Raw genomic sequence first — 24,873 nt, forward strand, 5'->3', positions numbered from 1 at the left:
TTAAACTGGGGAAGGGTCAGCGTTTCCTAGGCTTTGAGAGAAGATGAAGAGAAGGAACCTTCATGCAGTATGTAAAAATTAAAAACTCAATTGTTGAACAAATTGAAGATGGTCTGTTGTCGCCTCGCCAAAAATTGCCGGCTGAGCGCAAGCTGGCGGAGTCCTTTGATACGACAAGAGTTACCTTGCGAGAGGCCTTATCGTTGCTTGAAGCGGAAGGACGAATTTATCGAGAAGACCGAAGAGGCTGGTTTATTTCACCTGAACCTCTTCGTTATGATCCAACTCAAACACTCAATTTTCCTAATATGGCAAAGTCACAGAACCGCACGCCAAAAACAGAAGTCTTGGTGGCAAAAGGCACGCTTGCCAATAAACAAGCAGCGAGCCTGTTGAAGTTGCAGCCGTTTTCTGATGTGTTTCGAGTCGACCGAATTCGTTACCTAGAAGACCGCCCGGTGGTGTATGTGACCAATTATATTCGTCCGGATCTGTTTCCTAACTTACTGGATTTCGACCTAACCAACTCACTGACCGACATCTATCGTGAGCACTTTGGGGTGGTATATCAAAAAACACGCTATCGTATTTCTACCAGCACACTTCTTGGTGAGATAGCACAAGCGTTAAGAGCGACGTCCGGTACACCTGCAATGGTTGTAGAGCGAGTTAACTACAATCAACACGGCGAATTGATTGACTGTGATGTTGAGTACTGGCGACACGATGCGATTAGTATTGAATCTGTTGCGGAGTTAAGGCCTTAAGCAATATTTATCTTGTTTGCATATTGTAAGGAAGGCCTGCGAATAAAAAACGCCAAGATGTCGGGCAATTTTTAATCGAGATAGTTCCATCGCTTTTGTTAAAACCAACTCGACACCGTTCATTTTAGCTTAATTCTTAAACAATTTACCTTTCAGTATATAAAATTTATTCTTTATTTCATTAAGTTACCTTTTTTATCTTAAGTTTGAGAAAAACTAAATTAAATGTGATATAACTCTCATTAGAACAGAAAAGCTGTGTTAATGTATGTAGCGAGTTGACTGTTTGCTAAACCATCATCGCTGGTTTCTTTTCGCCTCGACTTGGTGTTATAGCTAGCTCTGGAATACACAGGAAGGTGGCTTTTTCCGTGCTACGTCATTGGTGTTTGAATGTTGCTTTGAACAACACTTACGCTATTTAGCTAAATTCTGTTCGACTTAATGAGAAAAAAGTTGCGGCTTCACATGAATAAACGGCTTTAATGTGTTGCCTTTGGTACAAGAATAAGGAAAAAACAATGAAAAAAATCGCGATTGCAGTGGCTACTGTTCTTGCTGGTGGTGTAATGTCTAACGTTGCACTTGCTGACACTTACATCGGTGGTAAGATCGGTTACAACAACCTCGATGATTCATGCTACCTAAGCAAACCATGTGACGACGATAGCTTTGCTGCATCACTTCACCTTGGCTACAGCTTCAATGACTACATTGATGCAGAGTACGGTGTTGACTACCTAGGTGATTTCACTGGTACTTTTGACAAAGCAGGCAAAAACACTGTAGACGGCGATCTTTGGGCACTTACTCTTGCTCCTAAGTTCAACCTTCCTCTAACAGATTCTTTCAACCTGTTTGCTAAAGTAGGCGCAGCTTACATGATTGCTGGTGACGAGAAAGATTTCGTACCAACTGGCTCTCTAGGTGCAGAATACCAGCTTAACTACAACTGGAGCCTACGCGCAGAATACCAACGCTACCAAGACATGTCTGACGACATCATCGAAGACATGGACGCAAACTACTTTGGTCTAGGCTTTAACTACAAGTTTGGTTCTGAGCCAGTAGTTGAAGAGAAAGTGGTTGAAGAAGTTGTTGAAGCTCGTCCTGCAACAAACATTGTTGAAGTGTACCCAGAGCAAACTGCGACAGTTCAGTTCGATCTAGAAAGCGCGAAACTGAAAAACGCAGAAGCGCTATCTGGTCCAATCGAAGTAATGAACACTTACCCTCAAGCTAAAGTTGAGATTACTGGTTACAGTGATACAACTGGTTCTGCTGACTACAACCAGCAACTAACAGAGAAACGTGCTCAATCTGTTGCTGAAGAGTTCGAAGCTCAAGGCATCTCTGCTGACCGTATGACTGTTAAAGGTGCGGGCGAAGAGAACCCAGTAGCAAGCAACGAAACTCGCCAAGGTCGTGAAATGAACCGTCGTGTAGAAGTTGTTGTTCCTGAATTTGAATACGAAACTTCAGCACAATAATTTGTCTCACTGACAAATAAAAATTTAAAAGCCAGCGCATGTCGCTGGCTTTTTTCGTAGTGAATCTTAATCTACTGCTGCACTGGATCCTATTCAGGTCCTATTCGCAAGGCGGAGCCATATGAATAACGGCCAACCCTCCTAATGATGTCTCTCGGTATTTCTTATTCATGTCTTTACCCGTTTGATACATGGTTTCTATAACTTTATCTAAAGAAATAAGACATTTACTATTGCGCTTTAACGCCATGCGAGACGCGTTGATGGCTTTCATCGCTCCCATTGCATTTCTCTCAATACACGGAACCTGAACCAATCCGCCAATAGGATCACAGGTCATCCCTAGCGAATGCTCCATAGCGATCTCAGCGGCGATACAAATTTGCTCGTTACTGCCTCCTCGCAATGCGGTTAACCCCGCGGCAGCCATAGACGAAGAAACGCCTACTTCTCCCTGGCAGCCCACTTCAGCGCCAGAAATTGAAGCATTAGTTTTATACAAAATGCCAATAGCACCAGCTACGGCCAGGAAGTCTTTGAGTTGTTTGATATCTAATTCTTTGATGAATCGATGGTAGTACATCAAGACAGCAGGTATGACACCTGCAGCGCCATTTGTGGGAGACGTAACAACTTGTCCGCCTGCCGCATTTTCTTCACTGACAGCGAAAGCGAACAGGTTAATCCAATCCATAATTTCCATGGGATCGTTTTCTACGGCGGCATTGGCCTCAAGCTTTTTCAGAAGGTTAGGAGCACGTCGGGTAACATTTAATCCGCCCTCGAGAATGCCCTCCGTATCAAATCCTCGTTGCATACATAGCGACATGACTTTCCAGATTTGTTCAGCTCTGCGACTTATTTCCTCGTCGTCGAGGAAGGCCTGTTCATTTTTTAGAACCATACCTCCCAAGCTAAAGCCATTATCTTCGGCTTTTTGCAACATCTCATCGGCGGAAGTAAAAGGGTAAGGTACGTCAACTTCAGTTTGTTTTGTGCCGTGTTCTAGTTCGTCAGCGGTAGCGATAAAGCCGCCGCCAATAGAGTAATATATTTCAAATGCGACTTGCTCGCCGTGAACATCAAGTGCAGTGATGGTCATTCCGTTTTCATGTAACGGCAGATTTTCGCTATGAAATACAATGTCATGATCATAGCTAAACGTTATTTGATGATGACCTGATAAAGACAGCGTATTATTTTCAATAGTATGTTGTAGGGCACTTTTCGCACTGGACATTTTAATTGTGTCAGGCTTATTGCCCATTAGCCCTAGTACGGTCGCTCTATCGGTATGATGCCCTCTGCCGGTTAGTGATAGTGAGCCGTATAAATCGACTTGGACTCGGCTTACTTTTGGTAACGCATCCCCGAGTAATTGAGTAAAATGAAACCCGGCAATCATTGGTCCATTTGTGTGGGAGCTGGAAGGGCCAACACCGATCTTAAATATATCGAAAATCGACAGCATAATTGACTTCCTTTAGTATTGAGCCTTTGCTAGGTCTCTTGATTGGTTTTGTTAAGTTAATGTTAAGGTTTTTCGGGTGAATGGCAAAGGTATTTTTTAGATTATCCCAAACGACGACAGGGTTAATGGCTGAGAGACTTTTATCTCTCTTTTTGATCTAGAGACGATTTGGGTAAAAACATGAGGTTTTGGTATGGCATTTGAACATGTTGTCATTGTTCTAGGGAAGCGTCTTATCAATAATCGCTTGAGTCCTGAAGGCATATCACGAGTTAATGCTCTTGCCGAAGCGCTCGGTGAGTTATCTGTAGAAAACACGATCATAGTTTTTTGTGGTGGTATCACTCAAGATCAGGATATCTCGGAAGCGGATGCCATGTATCATCAGTTTAAAGCCGTCAATGCATCGTCTTCAAACTCATTTCCAGATGCTCAGGTATTACTTGAAAATCGTTCAGTGAATACGGTGCAAAACATGCAATACGCGGCAGAAGTATTGTGTCGAAGTGGTTTGTTTCCGCTTTTCTCCCCAGAAAACACGCCAATTGACGTCATATTGCTTTCCAATGATTATCACTTACAGCGGATTATCGAGATTCAGAGTCTGATGAATGAGCAGGGGCTGTTGCGGGTGCTAGAAGAAAGCAGTGCTTCCATGGGGCTGACACTCAATATTCCAGTCAATATGAAAAAGCATATTAGTGTCCCTTATCCTCACCAACATCCGTTAGCAACGTCATTTTTGCTACTCGATGAATTGACGACCTATCGGGTTTATTTAGAAGGGGTAATAAACGGGGCGTTTAAGCGGCGCTTGTCAGAAGTCAGAGCTGAACCTTTATCTATCGCGAGAAAGGCGATAGAGCAACTAAAAACATTGAGTTTATCACCGGAAATTCTGGGGAAAATTGAAGAAATGAAAAAGGCCATCGAATTGACGGCCTTTGATGAATCAGTGACAGTCGCAAAGGCGTCACTAGAGATACTCCATCCGATTCTCACGGGTTTGAATCGTCGACTTGACCCAGAATCAAACGGGTCACGATAATCAACGTTTGCTTATCTCTCGCTGTGTGCGAAGCGCGCTCAAGGCTATTAAGCAATAAAACAGCAGCTCCAAACCCTCTTCTGAAATATTTTTGACGTCGCGGACGTAATGTTCTCCCATGACTTGTTGCCAAAAGCTACCCATGCCGTAAAGGCGAGAAAATACAAGCAACATCATCACAGATCCGATTAACAGCTTCATGTAGGGAACGGATAAGATTGTCGCCATTTGATTAACGGTATTTTTACCGCCTTTGTAGGCATTGATACATGCTAGCGCTGTCACGGTAAGAGCCGGAAAAATCCAAAAACCATGTTGGATCATATCCATCCAATAATCCATCTCTCGAATTGCTAAAACAGCAAAAAAACCCGAGATCAATAGGGCAGCCTGTTTTAGTTGTGGCTGTTTCTTGGCGAGATAAAAAAACGTCCCCGAGGCAATAAATAGCATTGCAAGCTGCAGTGACTCTGTCACTGAGGCTTCACCGAGATCACCGCCTAGCACAGTGTAATCAAGACGAATACTCAAGTTTACGAGAATACTAATAGCCGCGATCATCAATGCACTCAAGCATGATTTGTAGATCGTCAGTTTTGTCTCAGCGGTTATGACATTGGTTTGAGTGGATTCCGCTTGTTTAAGCGTTTGTATCTTCATATCGACCACCTGATCGGAACAAATAAGGGGAAAGAATTTATGTGACTTATGTCGCGAAATTTTATTGTCCACTTGGAAAGTTTTGTCAGGTAAATGTCAGGAATATTACATTTCGCCTATCTAGTATAGAATTTGAGCAGAATAAATTGATGAAGAGACAAGGTGTTAGGCGCCATGAAAGCAAAAGGAGCCCTAGGGCTCCTTGCAAATTCAGGTTTGTATCAAGAGGTGAGCTGGTTACTCACTGCTTTGGTGGTGCTGGCGGAAGTACTCCCACTGCTCTATGCTTTCATCTTCAGAAAATACACAGTGAGTCACGCGTTCCCCATTTTCGGACAGCATTTTGAGTTCACCTCCCTGCTGGACGCAATATACCGAGGCAGGGTTGGCCGCTGATGTATATTCAGTATCGCGAGTGGCACCTTCGTAAGTAGAGCAGCCTGCGACTGTCATGACTGTCAAAGTAAGCATTAAACTTTTTTGTTTCATTTCTGTATCTCCGCATTGGGTGAGCGACTATTGTCTTGATTATAGGACACTTTCATCTGTTCTTCGTTTGATACTTAATGATTTTAATGAGGTAGGATTCTCTGAGTTCTCTCTAACAAACCTAATAGCAACTCTGTTTAATGGTCTTATATAAATTTGGGAAAGCGGGTATGTTTCGGTAATATGCGCTCAAATACTGATAGTGGGACGTTTGATGAGACATTTAAAATCAACGATTCATCCTGACATTGAGCACTTGGATGACAAAATTATTTTTAAACGCAATGCCGCGCGTGCCATTGTTGTTAATGGAGAAGATGTTCTACTCCTTTATACAGAACGATATCACGATTATACCCTCCCAGGGGGAGGCATCGATGCGGGCGAGGATGTTATCGCGGGTTTGGTTCGTGAACTGCAAGAAGAGACCGGAGCGAAAAATATCCATGCAATCAAGCCGTTCGGCATTTTTGAAGAATTTCGTCCGTGGCATAAGGATGACGCTGATGTTGTCCATATGATTTCATATTGTTATAGCTGCAAAATCGATCGTGAGTTGGGCGAAACCGATTATGAAGATTATGAAGTTAAGAATGGTATGCGTCCGGTATGGATGAATATTTATAAGGCGATTGAGCACAATGAAAAGACAATGTCGGAAAGTCCAAAGAAAGGAATGAGTATTGAGAGAGAAACATTTTTGCTGCATCTCATCGCCAAAGAAATGCTGTGATTTTATTCTCGATTGAACGCCAACATTGACACTAACGACGTGAATGTCTAGAAAATAAAAAAGTCCGAGCTCCCCCCCGGAACTCGGACTTATTCCAGACGCGCAAGCGAAGCGTCATCTTTATATTCTGTGTTCATTGAGCTTTGTTCAGTGCTTAATAAAACATTTCATTGCTTGATAAAAACAATAGCTGCTTTGTCTTCACTGTGTAAATAATTAATAAGTCTAACTGACCGTTTTCACTGTTTTTGCGCAAGGAATGAGATGCATACCTATCTAGCACACCAGTTTAAAACGAAGAGGTATCAATAAATGATAACCTTTCTTAATCTTGAGATACATTACCCTAATTAGTCTATACACGTTTGAATTGAGATCACGAGTTAAAAAAATATCAGCACAATAGCTTGATGTTTTACACTTTCTTGACGTCATCTAAGAATCATTTAAATTACAGAATAATGAGCGGACGCAGTCGACTAAAGTCGAGCAGTAGGTGAGAAAGACGATGGGTTTCACTAACAAATAAAAACTTGGATTAAAACGTTTAGCTTGTCAGTAGCGGCATATCCATCAGTTTTTAGTACTTATAGCGAACTGGCTTATCTGTGTATCGAACACTTAAGTGCATATGTTTGATGAGTTTTCATCAATTACCTGCTGAATATAATGCATTTACTGTGCGAACAACGTAGGTTATTTTTAATAAAAATGGCAGTTTTCGTACCAAAACTGCCATTTGCAAGCCAATCACTATTCTCGCGTAGGGATAGCTTCTCCAAGAATGTGAAGGGGGTTATTGTGGTTTCGGCGTTGAAATATTTGCCACTGAACGATTCAATTTCTGGAATAGCCAACCCAGAGCAATGAGCGACGCTCCGAGCCCTAAGAAACTGACTGCCCGCCAGAAACCATCCAGACTACGTACATCCCATAGAAAGACTTTCAGAGCCACGCAAGCTAATACGATAAGTCCGATGCGTTGAACCGCCATTGCTTTACGTGTGACGCCAGCCCAAGTCAGCATACTACCCACCATTAACCCGGCAATAGAATAGCTAAATAGCTCTGCCATACTGGTTGGTTGGTATAACGTCATGGAAGTGGGTTGCCAGAATTGTCGGATTGACATGCCTAACCATAACACTGCGAGAGTCAATGCCATCCCAGCGACAACTTGGCGGTGAATACGCAGTGTGTTCCAACGTCTGATTACCGCTGCAACGAGAACGCCAGCAGGAAGTAGCCAGCCCACACTTAACATGTTGAAAACAGGCATCGCTTGGGCGGAGATATTATCTACGTTTAAAGGCGACTCTAGTGTATTAAGTAACAGTAGCATCACTGCAAACATCCCCCAAAGTAGGTAACTGTATCCTTGATACATTCGAGAGAGTGTTAGAGCGAATTGACTGCGATGGCTGTAGACTAAGCCCATGATAAGTGCTTGATTCGCGAATACAACGGCACTGGTAAAGTCAATATGGTCTAGATAGCCGTATTTTCCTGTCAACCAATAGTTAGTTTGGGTAAACAACGCGACTAAGAACACATGTAAAAAAGCGCCTTCAAACCAGCGAGCAAGTTCAGTATCTACCTTCATTAAAATAGATCGGGCATAGGCTAAGATAATCAATGCTGGTAGGTAGCTCAGCAAAATCCAAGACCAGTGGCCAGCTTCAATTGGCTGCCATTCTGGAATAAACGGCAATAGCGTAAGTCGTATCGCTAAGATGCCCATGGCGATTTTGACCGCCCACGGATCTGGCTTGAATAAGTCTGTTTTAATTTGTAGCGCAATGATTGCAACTTGTAGGGAAATTGCGGTTGTTAGCCAAGTGTCGTTTAGCCAAACAAAAGCGGTCCCTGCGATAAGCGCATGCACTACTGCAGAGCACTGATATACGATGGCATTTAAACGTAGACCGAGATACACGTAGGAAAGTGCGACTATGGCGGTAAAGCATGTCCATTGCCAAACGTAGTCTTGGGTAAACTCGTGTGTGTATAGCAGTGTCGCTAGCGTCATGGTTGGTGTTAGAGCGAGCAGTAAAATTACACTGATTTTAGAGCGATCGTAGAGTATCTGATTCCATGTCCTCATACTGATTAACCCCACACAGATTGCTAACGCCAATAGAATGATCGCTTCGCTATCTTTCATGTACAGCACATCAAATAAAAAGCTAAGAACTAACATCGTGATGGCGGAAACCAGTATCGATGGAAGAAATGCGCGCACAGACCACCCTTTGCGTAGCGCGGGTAACCAGATTGTCGCTAATAGCAACACATAACAATAGGTCATGTGAAGCCAATGGAGTTCTGGCATACGAGTGACAGCGGAAAATACCAGCAGCGCAACAATGATAGACATTGCCGTTGGTGAATTCGTCCATTGGTTTTGGAATTTTCGGTAGCGAGGATTGAATGCCCAACCCATTCTCGGGACAGCATAGATGAGGTATAACGAGATAGATAAATAAACCGCAAGCCAAGAGAACAAAGAGTCTGTTGGAATGTTCTCGATAAGCACGAACATCCATATCGAATGAGGAATGGCTATGCTGGGTGCTATCCACGCCTTGCGAACTGTTAGCATTAACACCGTCGCGGCAACGGATATGGCACTGATGTAACTAGCCAGTAAGAAGTATTCTGGATTACTCCCACTTATCCAGAGTGGTGCTGAGTAGCCACCAATTAGCCCAAGCGCTGCCATTAAGGGGCCTTGTCGTAAGGCGAGAGCGAGACTTGAAAATGCAGCCAGTGCCAAGATGAGTAGTGAAATACTGGGTGAGAGCATCTGGTATACGACAAACGCAAAAATCACTGTACAGTAAACCCCAGTTAAGCCAGTGCCAGTGACCGCCGCTGGTACGTAACTAAACCCTTGGGAACGCTTGGCTCTCTCAGGGCTGTTTTGTTCTTTGCGGTGGAACCACTCTCCTGCAATAACCATGGCGCCCGATAGCACAAAGGCAAGGGAGACGCGCATAAGCGGAGAAAACTCAATATGACTACCAATGACTTGAACCAAGTAACCGCCACCGATCAGCATAGCGATAGCACCAACCCATACCAACCAGTTCTCTTGAATATTTGACAGTAGCTTTCTCGACTGTTGTTCTAGACGCGTTTCTTGGCGTGCAGCAAACGTTGCCAATTGGCTATCCGCGAGGTCTGTATGGTCATGCTCCACATGGAGGGAGCGCAAATCTGATTCACCATGGTCATTATGCTGGGCTTTAGAACATTCCTCATTGGTTGATTCAACTTGTGGTTTTTCCTCGATAATGAAAGGTGCAGTGATATTTTCGGCCGTTGGTTGTTGTGACGTGGCCTGCTGAGCTCCTGTCAGTTCAGGTGATCGCTCACCTAAACGAGCTAGCTTACGATGAAGCTCAGCGATGTCGTTTTCCAGTTTTGAAATACGGTTAATCGCTTTCAATGTCATCACTATTGCAAAAAAAGCCATGATCAAAGCCAATAAGGTATACAAGCGACGCTCTCCCTTCTTCGTTTTTCCAATCTATGCGCTCTATTTTGCGCGTCTATAATGTATTCAAACACCGCTTAGCTAAATGGCGTCTTGGAATGGAACCGCTGATGCTATTTGAACTGAGTTTAGTTGATATGCCGACAATCTATTCTATTTGCCGAGTAAGAATTTTAATTCAATTTCAATATATTATACCTATGGCATAAGTAGTAGGATGAACTAAATCGATGTATGCTCGCGCCAATTTCGTGAACTTTAGGGTGCATTCAACTTTTGAGACGTAATTTCTTGCAACGCATCCTGCTGAGAGCGACTTTAGAATCACTCAGACATGCAACAGTGTAAATAACGATGATAAACAGTAGGTGGTGGTAGATGCAGGTTGGGAATGAAGCATTGGTGTTATCAGCGGTTGGTGTGATTGGCTTGGGCTGCCAGTGGTTAGCTTGGCGACTGCGCTTACCTGCGATACTGTTTTTACTTTTGGCTGGTATCGTTGCCGGACCGTTTCTGCAATGGTTAAAGCCGGATGAGATATTAGGCGATCTGCTGTTTCCTCTCGTCTCGCTTGCCGTGGCTGTGATTCTATTTGAAGGTAGTTTGACGCTCAATCGCAAAGAAATTCGTGGTGTCAGTGGCTCCGTCTGGAGCATCGTATCGGTAGGGGCGATCATTTCGTGGGTGGCAACCAGTGTCGCAACTCATTATTTTCTTGGCTTTTCTTGGGAATTAGCCATGCTTTTTGGCAGCTTAACGGTCGTGACCGGCCCCACCGTGATCGTTCCGTTACTTAGAACCGTGAGGCCCAACAGTAAATTAGCCAATATTCTTCGTTGGGAGGGGATACTGATTGATCCGCTCGGGGCGCTTTTCGTCGTTATGGTGTATGAGTTCATTGTGTCGCACAGTGCCGTCAATAGTCTCGAAGTGTTTGGTACGATAGTCGCCGTTGGTGTTCTTCTTGGGATAGCGTCTGGTGCGGCAGTTTCAACGATATTGCGTCGAGCGTGGCTTCCGGAATATTTGCAGCCATTCTCTGTATTGATGGTCGTACTTGGGGTGTTCTCGATATCCAATTATATCGAGTCAGAGGCGGGTCTGTTAACCGTAACGATTATGGGGATGTGGCTTGCAAATTCAAAAGAGATCAATATTCAACAAATATTGCACTTTAAAGAGCATTTAACCATTTTACTGATTACTGGCCTGTTTATCTTTTTGGCTGCTCGAATTAGTTTGGACGATTTCGCGGCACTGGGTAGCGGCGCTTTGTTTCTGTTTATCTTTATGCAGCTTGTGTCACGTCCGCTGTCTATTTTTATCTCCACGATGCGTAGCAACCTCGAGTTTAAAGATAAGCTGTTTTTATCGTGGGTCGCACCGCGCGGGATTGTTGCGGCATCCATCTCATCGCTCTTTGCGATTAAGCTGGCAGAACATGGCATCACTGACGCGATGTTGCTGGTGCCTATGACGTTCATGGTGATTATTGGCACGGTTGTGCTACAGAGCGCAACCGCTCGTCCTATTGCTGTTGCTTTGGGAGTCGCAGAACCCGCTCCACGTGGCTTTTTGCTGATTGGGGCGAACCGAGTCGCACGGGAAATTGGTCAAGCGCTCGCACGTTACGATAGACGAGTCCTCATGACGGATTCCAACTGGGAATACATCAGCCAAGTTCGTATGTTAGGGCTTGATTATTATTATGGTAATCCAATATCCAGTCATGCAGATGATAATCTTAACTTGATTGGCATTGGGCAGGTCGTGGCGTTAACGCCGGATCAGCATTTCAACATCATGGCTTGCATGCAGTTTGTCGGAGAATTTGGCGAAGAGAAAGTTCATTGCCTCCAGAAAGTGAAGGCAAACGGGAATGGCGGCGAGAAACACATGGTTGCCCAAGAGTACCATGGTAAGTTGTTAATGGCTGGAACGGTCAGTTACAGCCAACTGGCTAGCTTGTTCAGTCGTGGTGCGGAAATGAAGCACACCAAACTGAGTGACAATTTTACTTACCAAGATTACTTGCAGCACCACAAAAGCAATTTAGTCATCCCAATGTTTCATGTAGAAGAAAAGGGAAAGATACAGTTTTGTGACGATCCAGACCAATTTGAGCCGTCTAATAACAGCACGGTTGTTTCGTTGATCCTAGTGCAACAGGCATCGTAGATGTTCAAAGTGAGTTTGATTACACCTCCAGCCACCAAGCTAATGGTCTACTGTTATGGGAGGAGAGTGAGTGCTTGTGGTGAGTTTCTGAAAACAATGTGGAAATTTCAGAAAATTCGCATTGACCTTCAAAGCTAGGATCGCAATACTGCGCGACTGTTTTACTTTAGGGTGACGTTATGGTTCCGCAAACTAACCGAAAAGATTTACATTTAGACGCTGTGTTACATCATGATATGAACATGAAAACCAAAACGTCTGGCTTCGAGTCTATAGAGTTTGAGCATTGCGCGTTGCCAGAATGTGACCTTAAAACGATTGACCTTTCCACCGAGTTTTTAGGCAAAAGATTAGCACTTCCGTTTCTCATCAGCTCAATGACTGGTGGGGCGAAAGAGGCGGAGAAGATCAACTGTCGCTTAGCAGAAGCGGCCAGCGAGTTAGGTATTGCGATGGGGGTTGGATCGCAACGGATTAGCTTAGAAAAAAACCAGCATTCTGGTTTGAGTCAAACCATTCGCGATTTAGCGAAAGGTGTGCCGTTGTATTCCAACCTTGGTGCCACACAACTGAGGGACAAGGGAAACCTAGACAATGCGCAGCGTGCTGTTGATCGGTTACAAGCCGATGCCTTGATCATTCATCTTAATCCAATGCAAGAAGCCTTTCAGGACCAGGGGGATCATAACTGGATTGGAGTGCTTCATGCGATACAAAAACTAAAATCACGTGTCAGTGTCCCGATCATCGTAAAGGAAGTGGGCTTCGGCATCAGTTGTGTTGTCGCTCAAAGGCTAGTGGAGGCCGGCGTCAACGCGATTGATGTTGCTGGTGCTGGTGGTACGAGTTGGAGTGCAGTTGAAGGGTTTTGCCAAGACGATGCCAATATGCAGCGTGCGGCAGAGTTGTTTCGAGATTGGGGAATACCAACAGCGCAATGCCTAGAAGGCATTCGTACTCATCACCCTCAGCTTCCTTTGATCGCTTCAGGTGGGATACATCATGGATTAGATGCAGCCAAGGCGATTCATCTTGGCGCGAGCGTTGTTGGCCAAGCCTCTGCGGTTTTAAACGCCGCCACCATCAGTACAGAGTCTGTCGTGGCACATTTCGAACAAATGGCGCTTGAGTTACGTTTGGCTTGCTTCGGAACCGGATCGCAGAATCTGATATCGTTGACCAGTGCTCATCGACTTTAATTGTCCTCGTTGAATCCAATAGATAACGATATACTGATCGATAAATTTTCGTAGTCTTAACACCTAGACTGCTAATTTCGATATAGTTTGCACAAAATTTGCTTCAATATACCGAGTTTAACATTCGGTAGTATGGAGTAACTTGCTAGAACATTATTTGAAACTGGAAACCAAAACTTATGAAAAAACTGGCGATGTTACTGTTGGCGTCTTTGGCTTTAACAGCTTGTAGCGATGAAGTGGGCACTGAATCTTGGTGTAACGATATGCGCGAAAAACCAAAATCTGATTGGACAACCGAAAGTGCGGTCGATTTTGCTAAGCACTGTGTTCTACAGGATGGTGTGGGTAGTGAGCAATGGTGTGAAGATCTGAAAGAAAAACCGAAAGGTGATTGGACAGCGAACGAAGCGACAAGTTACACCAAGCACTGTCTGCTTTAATTGATGTTTCTCTGAACGAAAGATAAAACGCTAAGCGCCCTGCTTAGCGTTTTTCGTTTATGAGTACTTTTGATGAACACAAGCTATTGGGCTGTTTTCAACTCGTCTAACCCGCCAGCATTATGAAGATTAGTAAAGCCTTGCGATTGCAGATATTGGTAAGCCTGACCGGAACGGTTACCGCTACGACAATAAAGCACAATCATTTGATCTTTCTCGATACTTTGAACATGTTTGTCGAGCTCTGAAAGAGGAAAGTTGACCGCGTTGTCTAGATGACCTGCTGAGAACTCTTGTGGTGTTCGAACATCCACAATCATTGCGCCTTGCTCAATCAGTTTCCAGCCTTTATCTGCTCGTTCAGAGGCCAGTGCATTCGGAATTACAATGCTAAACGCTACTATTGTCAGAAGTGTAGAAATCGCTTTGTTCATGATAACAGCATCCTTTGAGTTTATTAAGTCTTAAGCCCAAGCATAGCACCGAAGACCAATAATCCAGCGCCACAAATTTGGTTGAGTCGATGTTTGATTTTGAACAGGAATGCTTGTAGCCGGTCTGAAGTGAATAGTACCGCTACTATGGAAAACCACAGGCCATGAAGTGCAATCATATAAATGCCGTAAATTAATGCTAGATACTGAGTGTCTGCATCAGGATCGATCACTTGGCTAAAGATACTCAGAAAAAATAACATGGTTTTGGGGTTGAGGACGTTACACAGAAAACCTTGCCAGAAGTATTGCCATAGGAGAGCACTTTGCTGGCCATTTTTTCCTTCAGTTGATTTAGTTGCGGAATTAAATATCCCTCTTAGTCCAAGATAGATTAAGTAGGCGGCACCTAAATATCGAATCAGATTAAATAGCCACTCATTTTGTGAAATTAAGTAACTAATACCGAGCATGGAATAGGTGATGTGTATTGTAATGGCCAGGCTGATTCCAATCGCACTTAAAATGCCAGCACGCCTCCCTTGGTTAAGGCTATTTTTTAGCACCAATACAAAATCAGCTCCGGGGCTAACAACGATAAGTATACCCAATAAGGCGAGGCTAAAGATCTCCATATAATTCCTATTTTACTGTTATTTTTGATGGAGAGATTGTAGGCGTATTGTTGGGTTACTATAATCGAAATGAATTCCTTTATATGTGAGAAAAATTCACACATGCGTCATATCAAGTCCTTTTATGTATTTAATGTTGCCGCCTCGTCATCGAGTTTTAGTGAAGCCGCGCATAAACTTAACGTTTCTCATGGTGCTGTGAGTAAGCAGATCAAATTACTCGAGAGTTACCTCTCGCAACCCTTATTTTATCGGCAAGGGCGAGATTTACTTCTGACGAAAGAGGGCGAAATGCTACAAAGTTATACTCAACACGCATTTCAAGCTCTGGAAAACGGGGTAAGTAAACTGACGCAAGAGAAGAGTCATTGCTTAGAGGTATCGTGTGAACCGACCTTGACGATGCGTTGGCTGATGCCTCGGTTATCACTGTTTAATGAAGCGGTCGAAGCGGACGTTCGTTTGTCTACCGCTGGTGGCCCAGTCATTCTTGGCTCAACCGGGCTTTCGATGGCGATTCGTCGCGATGATTTTGAACCTCTATATGGTTACCCTAAAGCAACGTTAGTGGAAGAGTGGGTTGGTCCGGTTTGCTCTCCGGATTATTGGCAGCAAGTAAAAGCAGATTTGAGCGAGGTTAAGTTACTCCACAGCCAAACTCGAACGGATGCTTGGACACAGTGGATGTTGAGTACAGATCGGAACGAGATGTATGAGAATACTGAGCAGACATTTGCACATTTCTACTTTTGTATTCAAGCGGCAGTAGATGGGCTTGGAGCAGTGATTGGGTCCTATCCATTAGTCATGGATGACATCCGGCGAGGTAATTTAATTGCTCCGTTTGGCTTCGTTCGGTCAGGCCATGATTATGTGCTGTTGACTCAAGATCAAAAACCAACCGAGCTGGAGAGTCGGTTTATTGCCTGGTTGCAGACACAAATGTCAGAGTGCCGTCCTTAGTGATTAATCTTGAACAAACTTGAATCGATGGTTCAACCTAGAGGGAGTGAGGTCGTTGATTTGTCGATCTTGTCTCTGAAGGTGTTTCACCAAACAGTTGTTTGTAGCTGGCGCTAAACTGGTAGCGACAACAGCAGAAGAGGAATTTGCGATGTTGTCCGTGGCCGAAAAAGAATTGCAAGCAGAAGCGGCTCGTTAGGCATGACGATGACCGAATCAATCTGAACAACAGAAAGGGAGCCATGAGCTCCCTTTCTGTTGTTTTGAGTCGAACTGTTGTTTTAAGGTGAACTATTGCTTTGAATAGAGCACTGATGTTTCTTAGCTGTTTTTGTATTTGTGCAATAAGTCCAAAGGAATATGGCAATAGTCGTTTGGGAAGCGGGTCAGTCGGTCTTGGTGTTCGTCATCACTCGGCACGTAGTTATTCAGAGGGAGGACTTCCACGACTATCCTCTCAGCGTCTTCTCTTGCTGCAATATAGCGTTTTACTGCTTCAAGATGCTGCGTATTTTGACTGTAAACCCCAGTTCGATATTTTTCGCCGACATCGTCACCTTGTTTGTTAACGCTGTACGGGTCGATGATCTCAAAGAAATAGCCCATCAGCGTTTCGACTGAGACATGCTTAGGGTCGAATTGCGTGCGTACACACTCTGCATAACCATCGTAGTCGGTGGAGGTAGAGCTTGTGGTACCGTTCGCTCGACCAGCTTCTGTATTTGTTACACCGGGTAGGTGACGCATAAATTCTTGCACGCCCCAAAGGCAGCCGCCTGCAAAGTATATCTCTTGCATAACTCTGTTTGCTTGAAAGTTTGCCGCATTATGTCTTGACCGTAGAGCTCACTGCAAGAAGCAAAGCGCTTATCCGACCACCATGTTTTCTCTCGCTACTCGTGAAGTAATGCTACGCAAAATGCTCGACGATGATGTCATCGGCATGTTCAACGAACACTGCGCCTTTGTCTTTCATCTCTGCTATCGCTTCTTGCATAGATTCTGGCAATACCGCGCGCGTGGAGGCGAGATTTACGATGACGTTGAAGCCGAGGTCTAGTGCTTGTAGAACCGACTTTTTCACACAGAAATCAAGTGCGAGTCCACCAACGACAAGCGTATCGATATCCTGGCATTTAAGAAACTCATTGGCGCCAGTGGTTTTGGTATCGGCGATGTCATGAAAGAATACACCATAAGGGTGCGCGTCAGGATCCATACCTTTATTGACTTGAAAGTCGTAGTCTAAAATCGGTGGCAAACCATCAAGTAATTCAACTCCCTTGGTTCCGAGTACGCAGTGACGATTCCACTTCACATCCACGTTTGGTAAGCCAACGGGTTTAAGCATATCGGTTGGTGTTGCAGCATCCCAGGCCGCTTTTGGCGGATGCAAGTCTCGACTTACTAGTTTTAGCCGACCTTTCGTGTGGTTTTTCAGTAACTCGGGTACGATTTCTAAAGCATCAGAAACCGGCAGTTCTTCGGGGCAAAGTTCCGTAAACCCTTTCTCGGGGTCGATGTCGAAAACCGCCGTGGTTTGATAGTGTACTCGAACAGTCATGGCAGACTCCTTGTCTGGCTTTTTGATTGCGTCTATCCACGCAAACAGTTTTGAAAAAAGGTCACTTCGTCACTCGTCAATGTGTAAATCATCGCAGGTTTACCGCCTTTGCCTTTGTTGGTCGAAGCAACCTTATTCGTTGGTTTCAGCACTCCCGAATCAATCAAACGGCGCTTTATCGTCATACGACTGATATCGATACCAAACTCTTGATAAGCGGAGATGATATCGGCCACTAAAAACTCTTTGTCTAACGCGAACAAAAGTACCGATGTATATTCAATAGAAGCGCGTAACTTTTGCCACGCTTTTTCTATCGTGTTCTGATGGTCAAATGCCAGTGTTTCTTCTCCATTTAAGATAGCTTGTATAGGAAACCATTTTAGATGGCATTCCGGGATACCAGCGTTGTTGATTTGTTCGATATTTGCCCGGTCCACCAATGCATAGTGAGTAATATTGAGGCTCCAATCATCAGGATCGCGCTTAGGATCCCCATCGATAAATGCCTCACTAAAATGACGTGGATAAGTGTGGATCTTTTCTCGGCAAATTCTTCGTCTCGCCGCTTCAAAGTTTTCATCCGCAGGGCGTCCTCCCTCAGGGGTTAAGTCTTTATCAAAGACGAATCCACCGGGCAAAGCCCACACCCCGTGATAAGGTCGGTTTGGGTTTGAACGTTTTATCAACAACACTTCCAATCCTTTATCGGCAAAACCAGATAACCTGAATGGGATAATGTCGACAGTTACGATCATAGTTGAGTCCTACTATTCATTTGTATGTAATCTAGCGTATAAAAACTGGCTATACAATAGGTAAGTAACTGTTTGTTATAAACGAGATGTTAAAACCAAATGTATAACGTTTAGCCTTTTTTGTGGATAAATAAAGGCATTTAATAGATTTACACACATAGAGGTGAGCGATTATAAGCGAAAAAAAATGAGGAATATTAGTGGTTAGTAACATAAGTTGACAAACATGCTGTGGATGTTTATTGTTTACGCTGATTTGGTTAGTAACAAGAAGTTATATACTTGAGCAAAGAGTATATAGAAGGGCACCTAATGAGTAGCAAATTATTTTCTTCACGTATCATCCAAAGTGCAATGGACTTTGATGTGTACAAAGTGAACATGATGAGTGCAGTGGCAGAGCTGTACCCAAATGCAGAGGTGTCATATAAATTCATTGTGCGCAGTGATGAAGATCTGTCTGATTTGTTGCCAGAGGTACAAGCCGAGATTCTCAAACTTCAAGACCTTCGATTTACTGAAGATGAAATTGACTACATGAAGCGCGTTGCGCCTTATCTTAACTCTGAGTTTGTTGATGCTTTACGTTACTTCCAGTTTAATCCCGAAAACGATGTCTCTTTGTATAGTAAAGCCATGCCAGATGGTTCTAGCCAACTTCGTATTACTATTAGTGGGTTATGGAAAGAGACGATACTGTACGAAACCATCATCATGAGCATTGTGTCCGAAGTGCGTAGTCGGCTACGATGGTCCGAGATTCCCTTGCAACAATTTCAAGCGGTGTTGGAAGATAAAGTTCGTCATCTAAAATCCGAGCTTAAACGTCGTAATATCAGGAATTTTAAGTTTTCTGATATGTCGACTCGCCGTCGCTTTTCTTTCCAAGCTCAGCGTACGATGGTCGAGTATTTACGTGAGACGTTGCCAGATTGCTTAACAGGCACGAGTAATTACCATCTAGCACGAGAGTTGAGCCTAACACCCATCGGGACGGTGGCTCATGAATGGTTTATGGGGCACCAAGCACTCGTTAGTGTGCAGGAGTCACAAAAAGTCGCACTACAACGATGGCAACAGGTGTTTAATGGAGCGTTAGGTATTGCTTTAACGGACACGATCGGTATCGATGCGTTTCTAAAGGATTTTGACCAAGAGCTTAGCAACGCTTATTTTGGCGTTCGTCATGATAGCGGCTGCCCGTTCACTTGGGGCGAAAAGATGATTGCGCACTATCAAGCAATGAATATCGATCCAATGACCAAAACTCTAGTCTTTACTGATGGACTGAACTTCGACCAAGCGTTGGATATTTGTGAATATTTCCAAGGGCGAGTACAAGTGAGCTTCGGTATTGGAACCTTCCTTGCCAATGATATGGGCAACTATGCCAATAAAAAAGGTCAAGCTTACGAGCCATTGTCTATGGTGATTAAAATGGTTTCTTGTAACGGCTCACCAGTGGCGAAAATCAGTGACGAACCAGAAAAAGCGATGTGTGAAGACATCTTCTTTTTAATGAACTTAAAACGTCGATTTGAACAACCTTTAGATCTCGATGAGTGCCGTCTTCTTATTGATCGTCTAGAACATGAAGGTAAAAACTATCTGATTGACGCCTGAGTTGTGTTTTTCTCGTATTGATAACTACTCTCTATCGTATCAACAAAAATTAGTTTGCTATAGGTAGGGAGCTATTCAGTTATAGTCACTCTGTTCTAGACGACTTTTGGCCGCAGTGCCTTCGCTGGAATCAGGAGAGAAACATGAATTTGGTTGTACATTTACAAAAGAAAACCATCAGAAAATACGGCTATGAGTTAGCGACTCGCCAAGCTTGGAAGTGTGGCATGAAAGCGAACTTAGTCAAAAGAGTGATTGGATTATTCAAAGGCCAAATTGTCTGTGTTGTAGAAGGATGTCGAGCCGAATTATCCTCTGCGATCAATAACCAACTTCACGACGATGAGAAGCAAGGGCGTTACGTCTTTGTCGGTGGTATTTGTTGGGAGCCAAACAACATTATAGCGCCAGGTTTTCCCGATTTTATGTTTATGCATGTGAGACACATGACTCATCGTCATAAGTACCTCACCGATGACGAGCTATTTCTCAGCTTGGCTTAACGAATGCTTTTCCCATTCTCTATCTGAATTGACATTCCGCTAGATATTTATTAACCGTGCTTTTAAAAAACACCGTTTTTTACTAGTAAATGACACAGGCTTTGGTTTCGCCTGATGTGGTTTACATTTCACAACATACTATACCCACATAACCACAAGATGCTTGGCTCAGTCCTTATTGAAGGGTGTCGTTGACACCATTTCATCGTCAAATAACTTGGAACGCGTGCGCTAAGTCATTGCGCTCTTTCCTTGAACTGGCGTCATTGACTGCGTTCTGCATCCTGTACCTGGAAGTCATTCGATATGTGAATGCAACGGAAACATGCTGGGATGTATACCATGAAAATAAAATCTATCGCTATTGCGGCTGTGGTCTTTGCTGTCTTAGCGGGCTGTAAGGAGAAGACACCGACAGCGCCAACACAAGCAAATATTACGCTGATTGAATCCGTTACAGAAGCGGTCAAGAAGCCTCATCAAGTCTGTAAGGATGTGGTTGTGACGCAGCAAGTTGAACCGACAGATGATAACAAAATTCTCGGTACCGTTGGTGGAGCTGCGGCAGGCGCTGCTATTGGGAATCAGATTGGTGGCGGCTCAGGTAAAATTATTGCTACAGCCGCAGGGACAATTGCAGGTGCACTAACAGGCCGTAAAATCCAAGAAAATGTGCAAAAAGGTGATGTCGTATCGACAACGAGGCAACAGTGCCACACCGAATATACAACGTCAGAAAAAGTTGTTGGTTATGATGTTACCTATGAAGTTGCGGGAGCGCCAACAACGGTTCGTTTAGCAAGTAAGCCGACAGTGAAGAGCTTTCCTATCGAAGACGGTAAAGTGGTATTGCCACAATAATTAGGTTGCCCATTAAGTGAAGCCCTTTTGTCTATTTTGACGAAAGGGCTTTTAATCTTTAGCTTACTGCATGCAAAGGCAAGTTGGCCTCGTCACGAACAGGTTGGGATTACGCTAAGTTTGTTTGCTGTTCCTTCTCCAATTGAATTTGAGCTTGCCGTTTTTTTATCCGACGTTCACGTTTAGAGAGCCAAATCAGTGGTACAACGATCAACACCGTACCAATTGCCATGTAAATATCTGGCACTTCATCAAACCACATAAAGCCAATGACAACGGCACCAATTAAGCCACTGTATTCTGCACTTGCAATTTTGTTGCTGTCGATAGAGCGATAAGCCATCACACACGTTGCGGCATAAATCATGATAAATAAGCTTGATCCAGCTGCGATTGGGAACGCGTCCCATTGCCAGGGTTGCGCTTCGATGAAGACCAGTAATAGTGCAACTGGGATACCTGCTAGGTTAGTCATAAGCAGAGTATGCGCCACTGACTGATCTTTAGGTAGTTTACGTATCAGTAGGTTATTGACTGCTAAAGACAGAGCGACAACAAACGCGTACATGGCTGCCCAGTCGAATTGATCGGGACGAATGATCACCAACACACCAGTAAATCCGACGATCGCTGCCGCGATCGATTGCTTAGATAATTGCTCTTTAAGGAACAATGCCGCTAAAGGTAGCATGATCAAAGGTGCGGCATAAAACACCGCGTTTGCGGTTGCTAAAGGCAAAGACGATATTGCCAATACCATAAATACTGCACCAAGTAGCCAAACGTGAGCTCGAATAGCGTGCCACTTAAATCCTTCCATTAGACGAGTCGATTTTGCGAAAAAACAGAATGGCAGAAGCAAAAGTACTGCAGAAATTTGGCGAAACAGGACAAACTGAAAAACAGGCACGTCGTTGCCGACACTTTTTATTAACGAGTCAGAGACCACCGCAATAAGGTTTCCAATAATGAGTAGCAACATAGCAGCGCCAACAGATGTAATTTTCACTTTTTCCACTCCCTTAATCTTTGCGTAAGAGTAGGGGATGTCATAGGATGAAGTAAAATGATATTTATTAGTTCAACTATGAGTTTATTAGATAATGAAATTGCCACCACTAAGAGCGGTGCATTGTTTTGAATCGGTCGCTCGAAACCTGAGTTTCTCGCTAGCGGCACAAGAGCTCAAAGTCACGCAAAGCGCGGTTAGCCACCAAATACGTTTGCTAGAGGATTATTTAGGAGAGTCTCTATTTATTCGCCAAGGGCGAAAGGTGTCGCTATCTGACACGGGAGCGCGATATTTAGAAGATATCAGTCCAGCGATAAGTATGATTGCAACCGCAAGTAATCGGGTGCGTGATGGGGAGAAAGGGAGTATTCGTTTGGCGATATACAGCTCGCTTGCCGTGAAGTGGTTAATTCCTCACTTGTCTGAGTTTAAACGCCTTCATCCAGAAATTGATCTGACATTGAATATGGTCGCGAGCGATCCAGAACAAACGGACAGCGTAGGGGATTGCTTTATCACCGTTCAACCGCCAAAGCGCAATTATATGGCGACGCACTTGTATGATGAAATCTTATACCCAGTCTGTAGCCATAAGATTTGGAAGGAAATACAAGATCAACCTTTGCCAGAAGCTTTGTGGCAATATCCAATACTATCAACGGATTCAATTTTTTATGAGCGAGGGAAGGATTGGGCAGAATGGTGCAAAGCGGGAGGTTACGCTTTACCTAAACACGCGGATATACAGCACTTTAGCCACATGCTGCTCGCAATAGAAGCAGCTCGATACGACCAAGGTATCGCGTTCGCGAATGATTTTATGCTCAATGAGCGCGATAAAGCACAAGATTTGGTGTACATTCCGTCTCATGGCTTAGAAACGGGGGATTCCTTTTACTTTATTCACAAAAAAAGCCGTTCGAAACAGTCTGAGATTATCAAAATCACCAATTGGTTAAAGCACCTATGCTGGGGATAATCGTCAAAATGAGTATCATGAAAAACCCGAGCGTAGCGCTCGGGTTTAGACTTAACTGTTCACAGCCATGAGTATGGTTACTGCTGTTTGCTCAGGTTATACAGGGGTGCCATTTCACCACTGACTTTTTCACCGTTGATGTCTAGCTTCATGAGTACGTTTTCACCTACGAAGTATTGGTTTGGTGCTGTTTCATTATTGAGAGTGATTACGCTACCATTTTCACCCCAAGTGAATGATCCCTCTGATTTGGTTTGACCATTGTCTTTTTCTTGGTAACTCTGCTCTAGCACGTAAGTACCATCTTGGTTCAAGGTTAAAGTGATATCAATGCCAGAACAATCTGCACATGGTAGCGTGCCTTTGTACGTACCATTCCAGTCAAGTGAGTTACTAGCATTGTGCGCAGAGTCAACGAATGTTTCTGGGGTAATTCCCTGATCCTCAGTCACTTTCTCTTCAACTACAGGTGCTGTGACGACTAATTCATCTTCAGCGGCCTGAGCATTTGCAACTTGTGCTTCACTTGCTTGAGGTGCTTCTACTGCTACTGTTTCCGCAGGCTTTTCGTCTTGGCAGCCTGCCAGGATGATCACTGCACCAGTTAACGCCAACATCGTCTTTTTCATTCTGTGCCTCTTTTTGTCAAGATCTAAGGTAATACTGAATGCCTCGAAGATGGGGTGCTCAGTGAACGTAAACTGAACCCGGTTGCTTGAGGACATTTGAGTATAATATTAGTCGCACTTATGAAATTTACGTCATAGGAAAGCAAGAGAATGATATCAATTTGTCAGTAAAACCTATGTGAGTCAATTAGTTGAAAGAATATTCAGAGGACTGTAAAGTTCAGCGATTTCGTTAAGCTTCGACCTTATTTCTGAACTGAATTCGTGTGATGAATTTGTAACCTTTATATTTCAGTCTACGCTTATAGTTGGTTTTAAATAAGGAGACCTAATATGGCTGAAATGAAACAGGATATCCCACATCGTGTCACGGTTTATCATGACAATGTCGAGCAAGAAAAAGAGCTGAAAAATGCGATGCTGCCAGAGAAACCACGTTACTTTAATGGCTCGCCGACGTACAAAGCAGAAAGCATCGAAGAGTTTGAAAGTAAAATCAGCCAAATCGGATTGTCGTTAGATAAGTAGAATAACGCTTTACTCTTTATCAAAGCTGTCCACAACAATCGCGCCCATGGAAGCAGGCATTGTAATGACTATAATGCGCTTGATTGCGACTATGGGCTCTGTTGCAAGTGGGAGTTTATCAAGGCAAAGCAGCACAAGCGCGACCACGATGGCTGTTATCAAGTAGGCGATAAACACGCGAAAGATAAAGATTGCGATCCGATGTCGAATCCGGCTTTGGAATACGCTTTGGTAAGCAAAAAAGCTGAGAAAAATCACCGATAAACTCAACAACATAAGCAGATTGGTGAATGGCAATTCTTCCCCTAACCGCCACGCTTCTTCAGAAAATGAAATCGGCACTGCAAGGGCAAATGCACCAACCAAGACTTGGCTGGCATCTTCTAAATTAAAGTGGCGGCTCATTG

25 protein-coding genes are annotated in these 24,873 nt (G+C 43.9%); 13 read left to right on the top strand and 12 right to left on the bottom strand.

Annotated features, from left to right (window positions below):
• Positions 1-62 precede the first annotated feature (62 nt).
• Positions 63-767, top strand: a complete 705-nt coding sequence (gene phnR / locus SU60_RS15610) for a phosphonate utilization transcriptional regulator PhnR (protein ID WP_041156331.1) — start codon at positions 63-65, stop codon at positions 765-767.
• 521 nt (positions 768-1,288) lie between these two features.
• Entirely contained in the window at positions 1,289-2,257 is a 969-nt protein-coding gene (locus SU60_RS15615) for an OmpA family protein (protein ID WP_041156332.1), read from the top strand.
• Between the two features lie 100 nt (positions 2,258-2,357).
• On the opposite strand, the gene SU60_RS15620 is transcribed toward SU60_RS15615, so the two are convergent.
• A complete protein-coding gene (locus tag SU60_RS15620; RefSeq protein ID WP_041156333.1) occupies positions 2,358-3,728 on the bottom strand; it encodes an L-serine ammonia-lyase in 1,371 nt (456 codons plus the stop codon).
• Between the two features lie 193 nt (positions 3,729-3,921).
• Here SU60_RS15620 and SU60_RS15625 point away from each other — a divergent pair, with 193 nt between their 5' ends.
• Positions 3,922-4,776: a YdcF family protein gene (locus SU60_RS15625; RefSeq protein WP_041156334.1), complete on the top strand. Its 855-nt coding sequence runs from the start codon at positions 3,922-3,924 to the stop codon at positions 4,774-4,776.
• On the opposite strand, the gene SU60_RS15630 is transcribed toward SU60_RS15625, so the two are convergent.
• The gene (locus SU60_RS15630) at positions 4,777-5,436 is read right to left on the bottom strand and encodes a hypothetical protein (protein WP_041156335.1); all 660 of its coding nucleotides are present in this window, start codon (positions 5,434-5,436) and stop codon (positions 4,777-4,779) included. It abuts the gene before it with no gap.
• A 237-nt stretch (positions 5,437-5,673) separates the two neighbouring features.
• Entirely contained in the window at positions 5,674-5,925 is a 252-nt protein-coding gene (locus SU60_RS15635) for a putative hemolysin (RefSeq protein WP_041156336.1), read from the bottom strand.
• 214 nt (positions 5,926-6,139) lie between these two features.
• Between SU60_RS15635 and SU60_RS15640 the strand changes: the two genes are divergently transcribed.
• Positions 6,140-6,658: an NUDIX hydrolase gene (locus tag SU60_RS15640; RefSeq protein WP_041156337.1), complete on the top strand. Its 519-nt coding sequence runs from the start codon at positions 6,140-6,142 to the stop codon at positions 6,656-6,658.
• A gap of 796 nt (positions 6,659-7,454) precedes the next feature.
• Here the strand turns inward: SU60_RS15640 and SU60_RS15645 are convergent.
• Positions 7,455-10,136 (bottom strand): DUF2339 domain-containing protein, encoded by a 2,682-nt coding sequence (locus SU60_RS15645; RefSeq protein WP_084735912.1) that lies wholly within the window; start codon positions 10,134-10,136, stop codon positions 7,455-7,457.
• Between the two features lie 399 nt (positions 10,137-10,535).
• Between SU60_RS15645 and SU60_RS15650 the strand changes: the two genes are divergently transcribed.
• The 3 genes from SU60_RS15650 to SU60_RS15660 all read left to right on the top strand — a co-directional run bounded on the left by SU60_RS15650 (position 10,536) and on the right by SU60_RS15660 (position 13,977).
• On the top strand, positions 10,536-12,335 hold the full coding sequence (locus SU60_RS15650) for a cation:proton antiporter (RefSeq protein WP_041156339.1): 1,800 nt from the start codon (positions 10,536-10,538) through the stop codon (positions 12,333-12,335).
• A 179-nt stretch (positions 12,336-12,514) separates the two neighbouring features.
• A complete protein-coding gene (gene fni, locus SU60_RS15655; protein ID WP_041156340.1) occupies positions 12,515-13,534 on the top strand; it encodes a type 2 isopentenyl-diphosphate Delta-isomerase in 1,020 nt (339 codons plus the stop codon).
• Positions 13,535-13,713: 179 nt separating this feature from the next.
• Positions 13,714-13,977 (top strand): DUF3012 domain-containing protein, encoded by a 264-nt coding sequence (locus SU60_RS15660; RefSeq protein ID WP_041156341.1) that lies wholly within the window; start codon positions 13,714-13,716, stop codon positions 13,975-13,977.
• Positions 13,978-14,060: 83 nt separating this feature from the next.
• On the opposite strand, the gene SU60_RS15665 is transcribed toward SU60_RS15660, so the two are convergent.
• Positions 14,061-14,411, bottom strand: a complete 351-nt coding sequence (locus SU60_RS15665; RefSeq protein WP_041156342.1) for a rhodanese-like domain-containing protein — start codon at positions 14,409-14,411, stop codon at positions 14,061-14,063.
• A gap of 23 nt (positions 14,412-14,434) precedes the next feature.
• Positions 14,435-15,046, bottom strand: coding sequence for a LysE family translocator (locus SU60_RS15670; RefSeq protein ID WP_041156343.1), 612 nt, complete (start codon positions 15,044-15,046; stop codon positions 14,435-14,437).
• Between the two features lie 102 nt (positions 15,047-15,148).
• Between SU60_RS15670 and SU60_RS15675 the strand changes: the two genes are divergently transcribed.
• Complete coding sequence (locus SU60_RS15675; RefSeq protein WP_041156344.1) at positions 15,149-16,009, top strand: LysR family transcriptional regulator; 861 nt, start codon at positions 15,149-15,151, stop codon at positions 16,007-16,009.
• A gap of 321 nt (positions 16,010-16,330) precedes the next feature.
• Here the strand turns inward: SU60_RS15675 and SU60_RS15680 are convergent, their stop codons facing one another.
• From SU60_RS15680 to SU60_RS15690, 3 genes are all read right to left on the bottom strand, one after another.
• Positions 16,331-16,807, bottom strand: a complete 477-nt coding sequence (locus SU60_RS15680; protein ID WP_041156345.1) for a peptide-methionine (S)-S-oxide reductase — start codon at positions 16,805-16,807, stop codon at positions 16,331-16,333.
• 112 nt (positions 16,808-16,919) lie between these two features.
• Positions 16,920-17,573, bottom strand: a complete 654-nt coding sequence (locus SU60_RS15685; RefSeq protein ID WP_041156346.1) for an isochorismatase family protein — start codon at positions 17,571-17,573, stop codon at positions 16,920-16,922.
• 32 nt (positions 17,574-17,605) lie between these two features.
• On the bottom strand, positions 17,606-18,331 hold the full coding sequence (locus tag SU60_RS15690; RefSeq protein WP_041156347.1) for an NUDIX domain-containing protein: 726 nt from the start codon (positions 18,329-18,331) through the stop codon (positions 17,606-17,608).
• A 312-nt stretch (positions 18,332-18,643) separates the two neighbouring features.
• Here SU60_RS15690 and pncB point away from each other — a divergent pair, with 312 nt between their 5' ends.
• The 3 genes from pncB (at position 18,644) to SU60_RS15705 (ending at position 21,318) form a co-directional block, all read left to right on the top strand.
• Positions 18,644-19,954, top strand: coding sequence for a nicotinate phosphoribosyltransferase (pncB, locus tag SU60_RS15695; RefSeq protein ID WP_041156348.1), 1,311 nt, complete (start codon positions 18,644-18,646; stop codon positions 19,952-19,954).
• A gap of 143 nt (positions 19,955-20,097) precedes the next feature.
• Entirely contained in the window at positions 20,098-20,457 is a 360-nt protein-coding gene (locus SU60_RS15700) for a hypothetical protein (protein ID WP_041156349.1), read from the top strand.
• Between the two features lie 342 nt (positions 20,458-20,799).
• Entirely contained in the window at positions 20,800-21,318 is a 519-nt protein-coding gene (locus SU60_RS15705) for a glycine zipper 2TM domain-containing protein (RefSeq protein ID WP_084735915.1), read from the top strand.
• Positions 21,319-21,427: 109 nt separating this feature from the next.
• On the opposite strand, the gene SU60_RS15710 is transcribed toward SU60_RS15705, so the two are convergent.
• Positions 21,428-22,327 carry a DMT family transporter gene (locus SU60_RS15710; RefSeq protein WP_041156380.1) on the bottom strand — a complete coding sequence of 300 codons (900 nt, stop codon included), beginning with the start codon at positions 22,325-22,327 and terminating at the stop codon, positions 21,428-21,430.
• A 94-nt stretch (positions 22,328-22,421) separates the two neighbouring features.
• Here SU60_RS15710 and SU60_RS15715 point away from each other — a divergent pair, with 94 nt between their 5' ends.
• On the top strand, positions 22,422-23,309 hold the full coding sequence (locus SU60_RS15715; RefSeq protein ID WP_041156351.1) for a LysR family transcriptional regulator: 888 nt from the start codon (positions 22,422-22,424) through the stop codon (positions 23,307-23,309).
• A gap of 77 nt (positions 23,310-23,386) precedes the next feature.
• Here SU60_RS15715 and SU60_RS15720 read toward each other — a convergent pair whose 3' ends face one another.
• Positions 23,387-23,938 (bottom strand): copper resistance protein NlpE, encoded by a 552-nt coding sequence (locus tag SU60_RS15720; RefSeq protein ID WP_041156352.1) that lies wholly within the window; start codon positions 23,936-23,938, stop codon positions 23,387-23,389.
• Between the two features lie 333 nt (positions 23,939-24,271).
• Between SU60_RS15720 and SU60_RS15725 the strand changes: the two genes are divergently transcribed.
• Positions 24,272-24,466 carry a hypothetical protein gene (locus tag SU60_RS15725; RefSeq protein WP_041156353.1) on the top strand — a complete coding sequence of 65 codons (195 nt, stop codon included), beginning with the start codon at positions 24,272-24,274 and terminating at the stop codon, positions 24,464-24,466.
• Positions 24,467-24,475: 9 nt separating this feature from the next.
• On the opposite strand, the gene SU60_RS15730 is transcribed toward SU60_RS15725, so the two are convergent.
• Positions 24,476-24,871, bottom strand: a complete 396-nt coding sequence (locus SU60_RS15730) for a DUF2391 family protein (protein ID WP_041156354.1) — start codon at positions 24,869-24,871, stop codon at positions 24,476-24,478.
• Between the last annotated feature and the right edge of the window lie 2 nt (positions 24,872-24,873).

It is taken from the genome of Vibrio mytili (assembly GCF_000830505.1).
GTDB lineage: Bacteria > Pseudomonadota > Gammaproteobacteria > Enterobacterales > Vibrionaceae > Vibrio > Vibrio mytili.

What these genes read in the sequence shown, in the direction of transcription:
- phnR (WP_041156331.1), top strand. Translation starts at nt 63, where the DNA reads ATGCAGTATGTAAAAATTAAAAACTCAATTGTTGAACAAATTGAAGAT.
- SU60_RS15615 (WP_041156332.1), top strand. Translation starts at nt 1,289, where the DNA reads ATGAAAAAAATCGCGATTGCAGTGGCTACTGTTCTTGCTGGTGGTGTA.
- SU60_RS15620 (WP_041156333.1), bottom strand. Translation starts at nt 3,728, where the DNA reads ATGCTGTCGATTTTCGATATATTTAAGATCGGTGTTGGCCCTTCCAGC.
- SU60_RS15625 (WP_041156334.1), top strand. Translation starts at nt 3,922, where the DNA reads ATGGCATTTGAACATGTTGTCATTGTTCTAGGGAAGCGTCTTATCAAT.
- SU60_RS15630 (WP_041156335.1), bottom strand. Translation starts at nt 5,436, where the DNA reads ATGAAGATACAAACGCTTAAACAAGCGGAATCCACTCAAACCAATGTC.
- SU60_RS15635 (WP_041156336.1), bottom strand. Translation starts at nt 5,925, where the DNA reads ATGAAACAAAAAAGTTTAATGCTTACTTTGACAGTCATGACAGTCGCA.
- SU60_RS15640 (WP_041156337.1), top strand. Translation starts at nt 6,140, where the DNA reads ATGAGACATTTAAAATCAACGATTCATCCTGACATTGAGCACTTGGAT.
- SU60_RS15645 (WP_084735912.1), bottom strand. Translation starts at nt 10,136, where the DNA reads ATGGCTTTTTTTGCAATAGTGATGACATTGAAAGCGATTAACCGTATT.
- SU60_RS15650 (WP_041156339.1), top strand. Translation starts at nt 10,536, where the DNA reads ATGCAGGTTGGGAATGAAGCATTGGTGTTATCAGCGGTTGGTGTGATT.
- fni (WP_041156340.1), top strand. Translation starts at nt 12,515, where the DNA reads ATGGTTCCGCAAACTAACCGAAAAGATTTACATTTAGACGCTGTGTTA.
- SU60_RS15660 (WP_041156341.1), top strand. Translation starts at nt 13,714, where the DNA reads ATGAAAAAACTGGCGATGTTACTGTTGGCGTCTTTGGCTTTAACAGCT.
- SU60_RS15665 (WP_041156342.1), bottom strand. Translation starts at nt 14,411, where the DNA reads ATGAACAAAGCGATTTCTACACTTCTGACAATAGTAGCGTTTAGCATT.
- SU60_RS15670 (WP_041156343.1), bottom strand. Translation starts at nt 15,046, where the DNA reads ATGGAGATCTTTAGCCTCGCCTTATTGGGTATACTTATCGTTGTTAGC.
- SU60_RS15675 (WP_041156344.1), top strand. Translation starts at nt 15,149, where the DNA reads ATGCGTCATATCAAGTCCTTTTATGTATTTAATGTTGCCGCCTCGTCA.
- SU60_RS15680 (WP_041156345.1), bottom strand. Translation starts at nt 16,807, where the DNA reads ATGCAAGAGATATACTTTGCAGGCGGCTGCCTTTGGGGCGTGCAAGAA.
- SU60_RS15685 (WP_041156346.1), bottom strand. Translation starts at nt 17,573, where the DNA reads ATGACTGTTCGAGTACACTATCAAACCACGGCGGTTTTCGACATCGAC.
- SU60_RS15690 (WP_041156347.1), bottom strand. Translation starts at nt 18,331, where the DNA reads ATGATCGTAACTGTCGACATTATCCCATTCAGGTTATCTGGTTTTGCC.
- pncB (WP_041156348.1), top strand. Translation starts at nt 18,644, where the DNA reads ATGAGTAGCAAATTATTTTCTTCACGTATCATCCAAAGTGCAATGGAC.
- SU60_RS15700 (WP_041156349.1), top strand. Translation starts at nt 20,098, where the DNA reads ATGAATTTGGTTGTACATTTACAAAAGAAAACCATCAGAAAATACGGC.
- SU60_RS15705 (WP_084735915.1), top strand. Translation starts at nt 20,800, where the DNA reads ATGAAAATAAAATCTATCGCTATTGCGGCTGTGGTCTTTGCTGTCTTA.
- SU60_RS15715 (WP_041156351.1), top strand. Translation starts at nt 22,422, where the DNA reads ATGAAATTGCCACCACTAAGAGCGGTGCATTGTTTTGAATCGGTCGCT.
- SU60_RS15720 (WP_041156352.1), bottom strand. Translation starts at nt 23,938, where the DNA reads ATGAAAAAGACGATGTTGGCGTTAACTGGTGCAGTGATCATCCTGGCA.
- SU60_RS15725 (WP_041156353.1), top strand. Translation starts at nt 24,272, where the DNA reads ATGGCTGAAATGAAACAGGATATCCCACATCGTGTCACGGTTTATCAT.
- SU60_RS15730 (WP_041156354.1), bottom strand. Translation starts at nt 24,871, where the DNA reads ATGAGCCGCCACTTTAATTTAGAAGATGCCAGCCAAGTCTTGGTTGGT.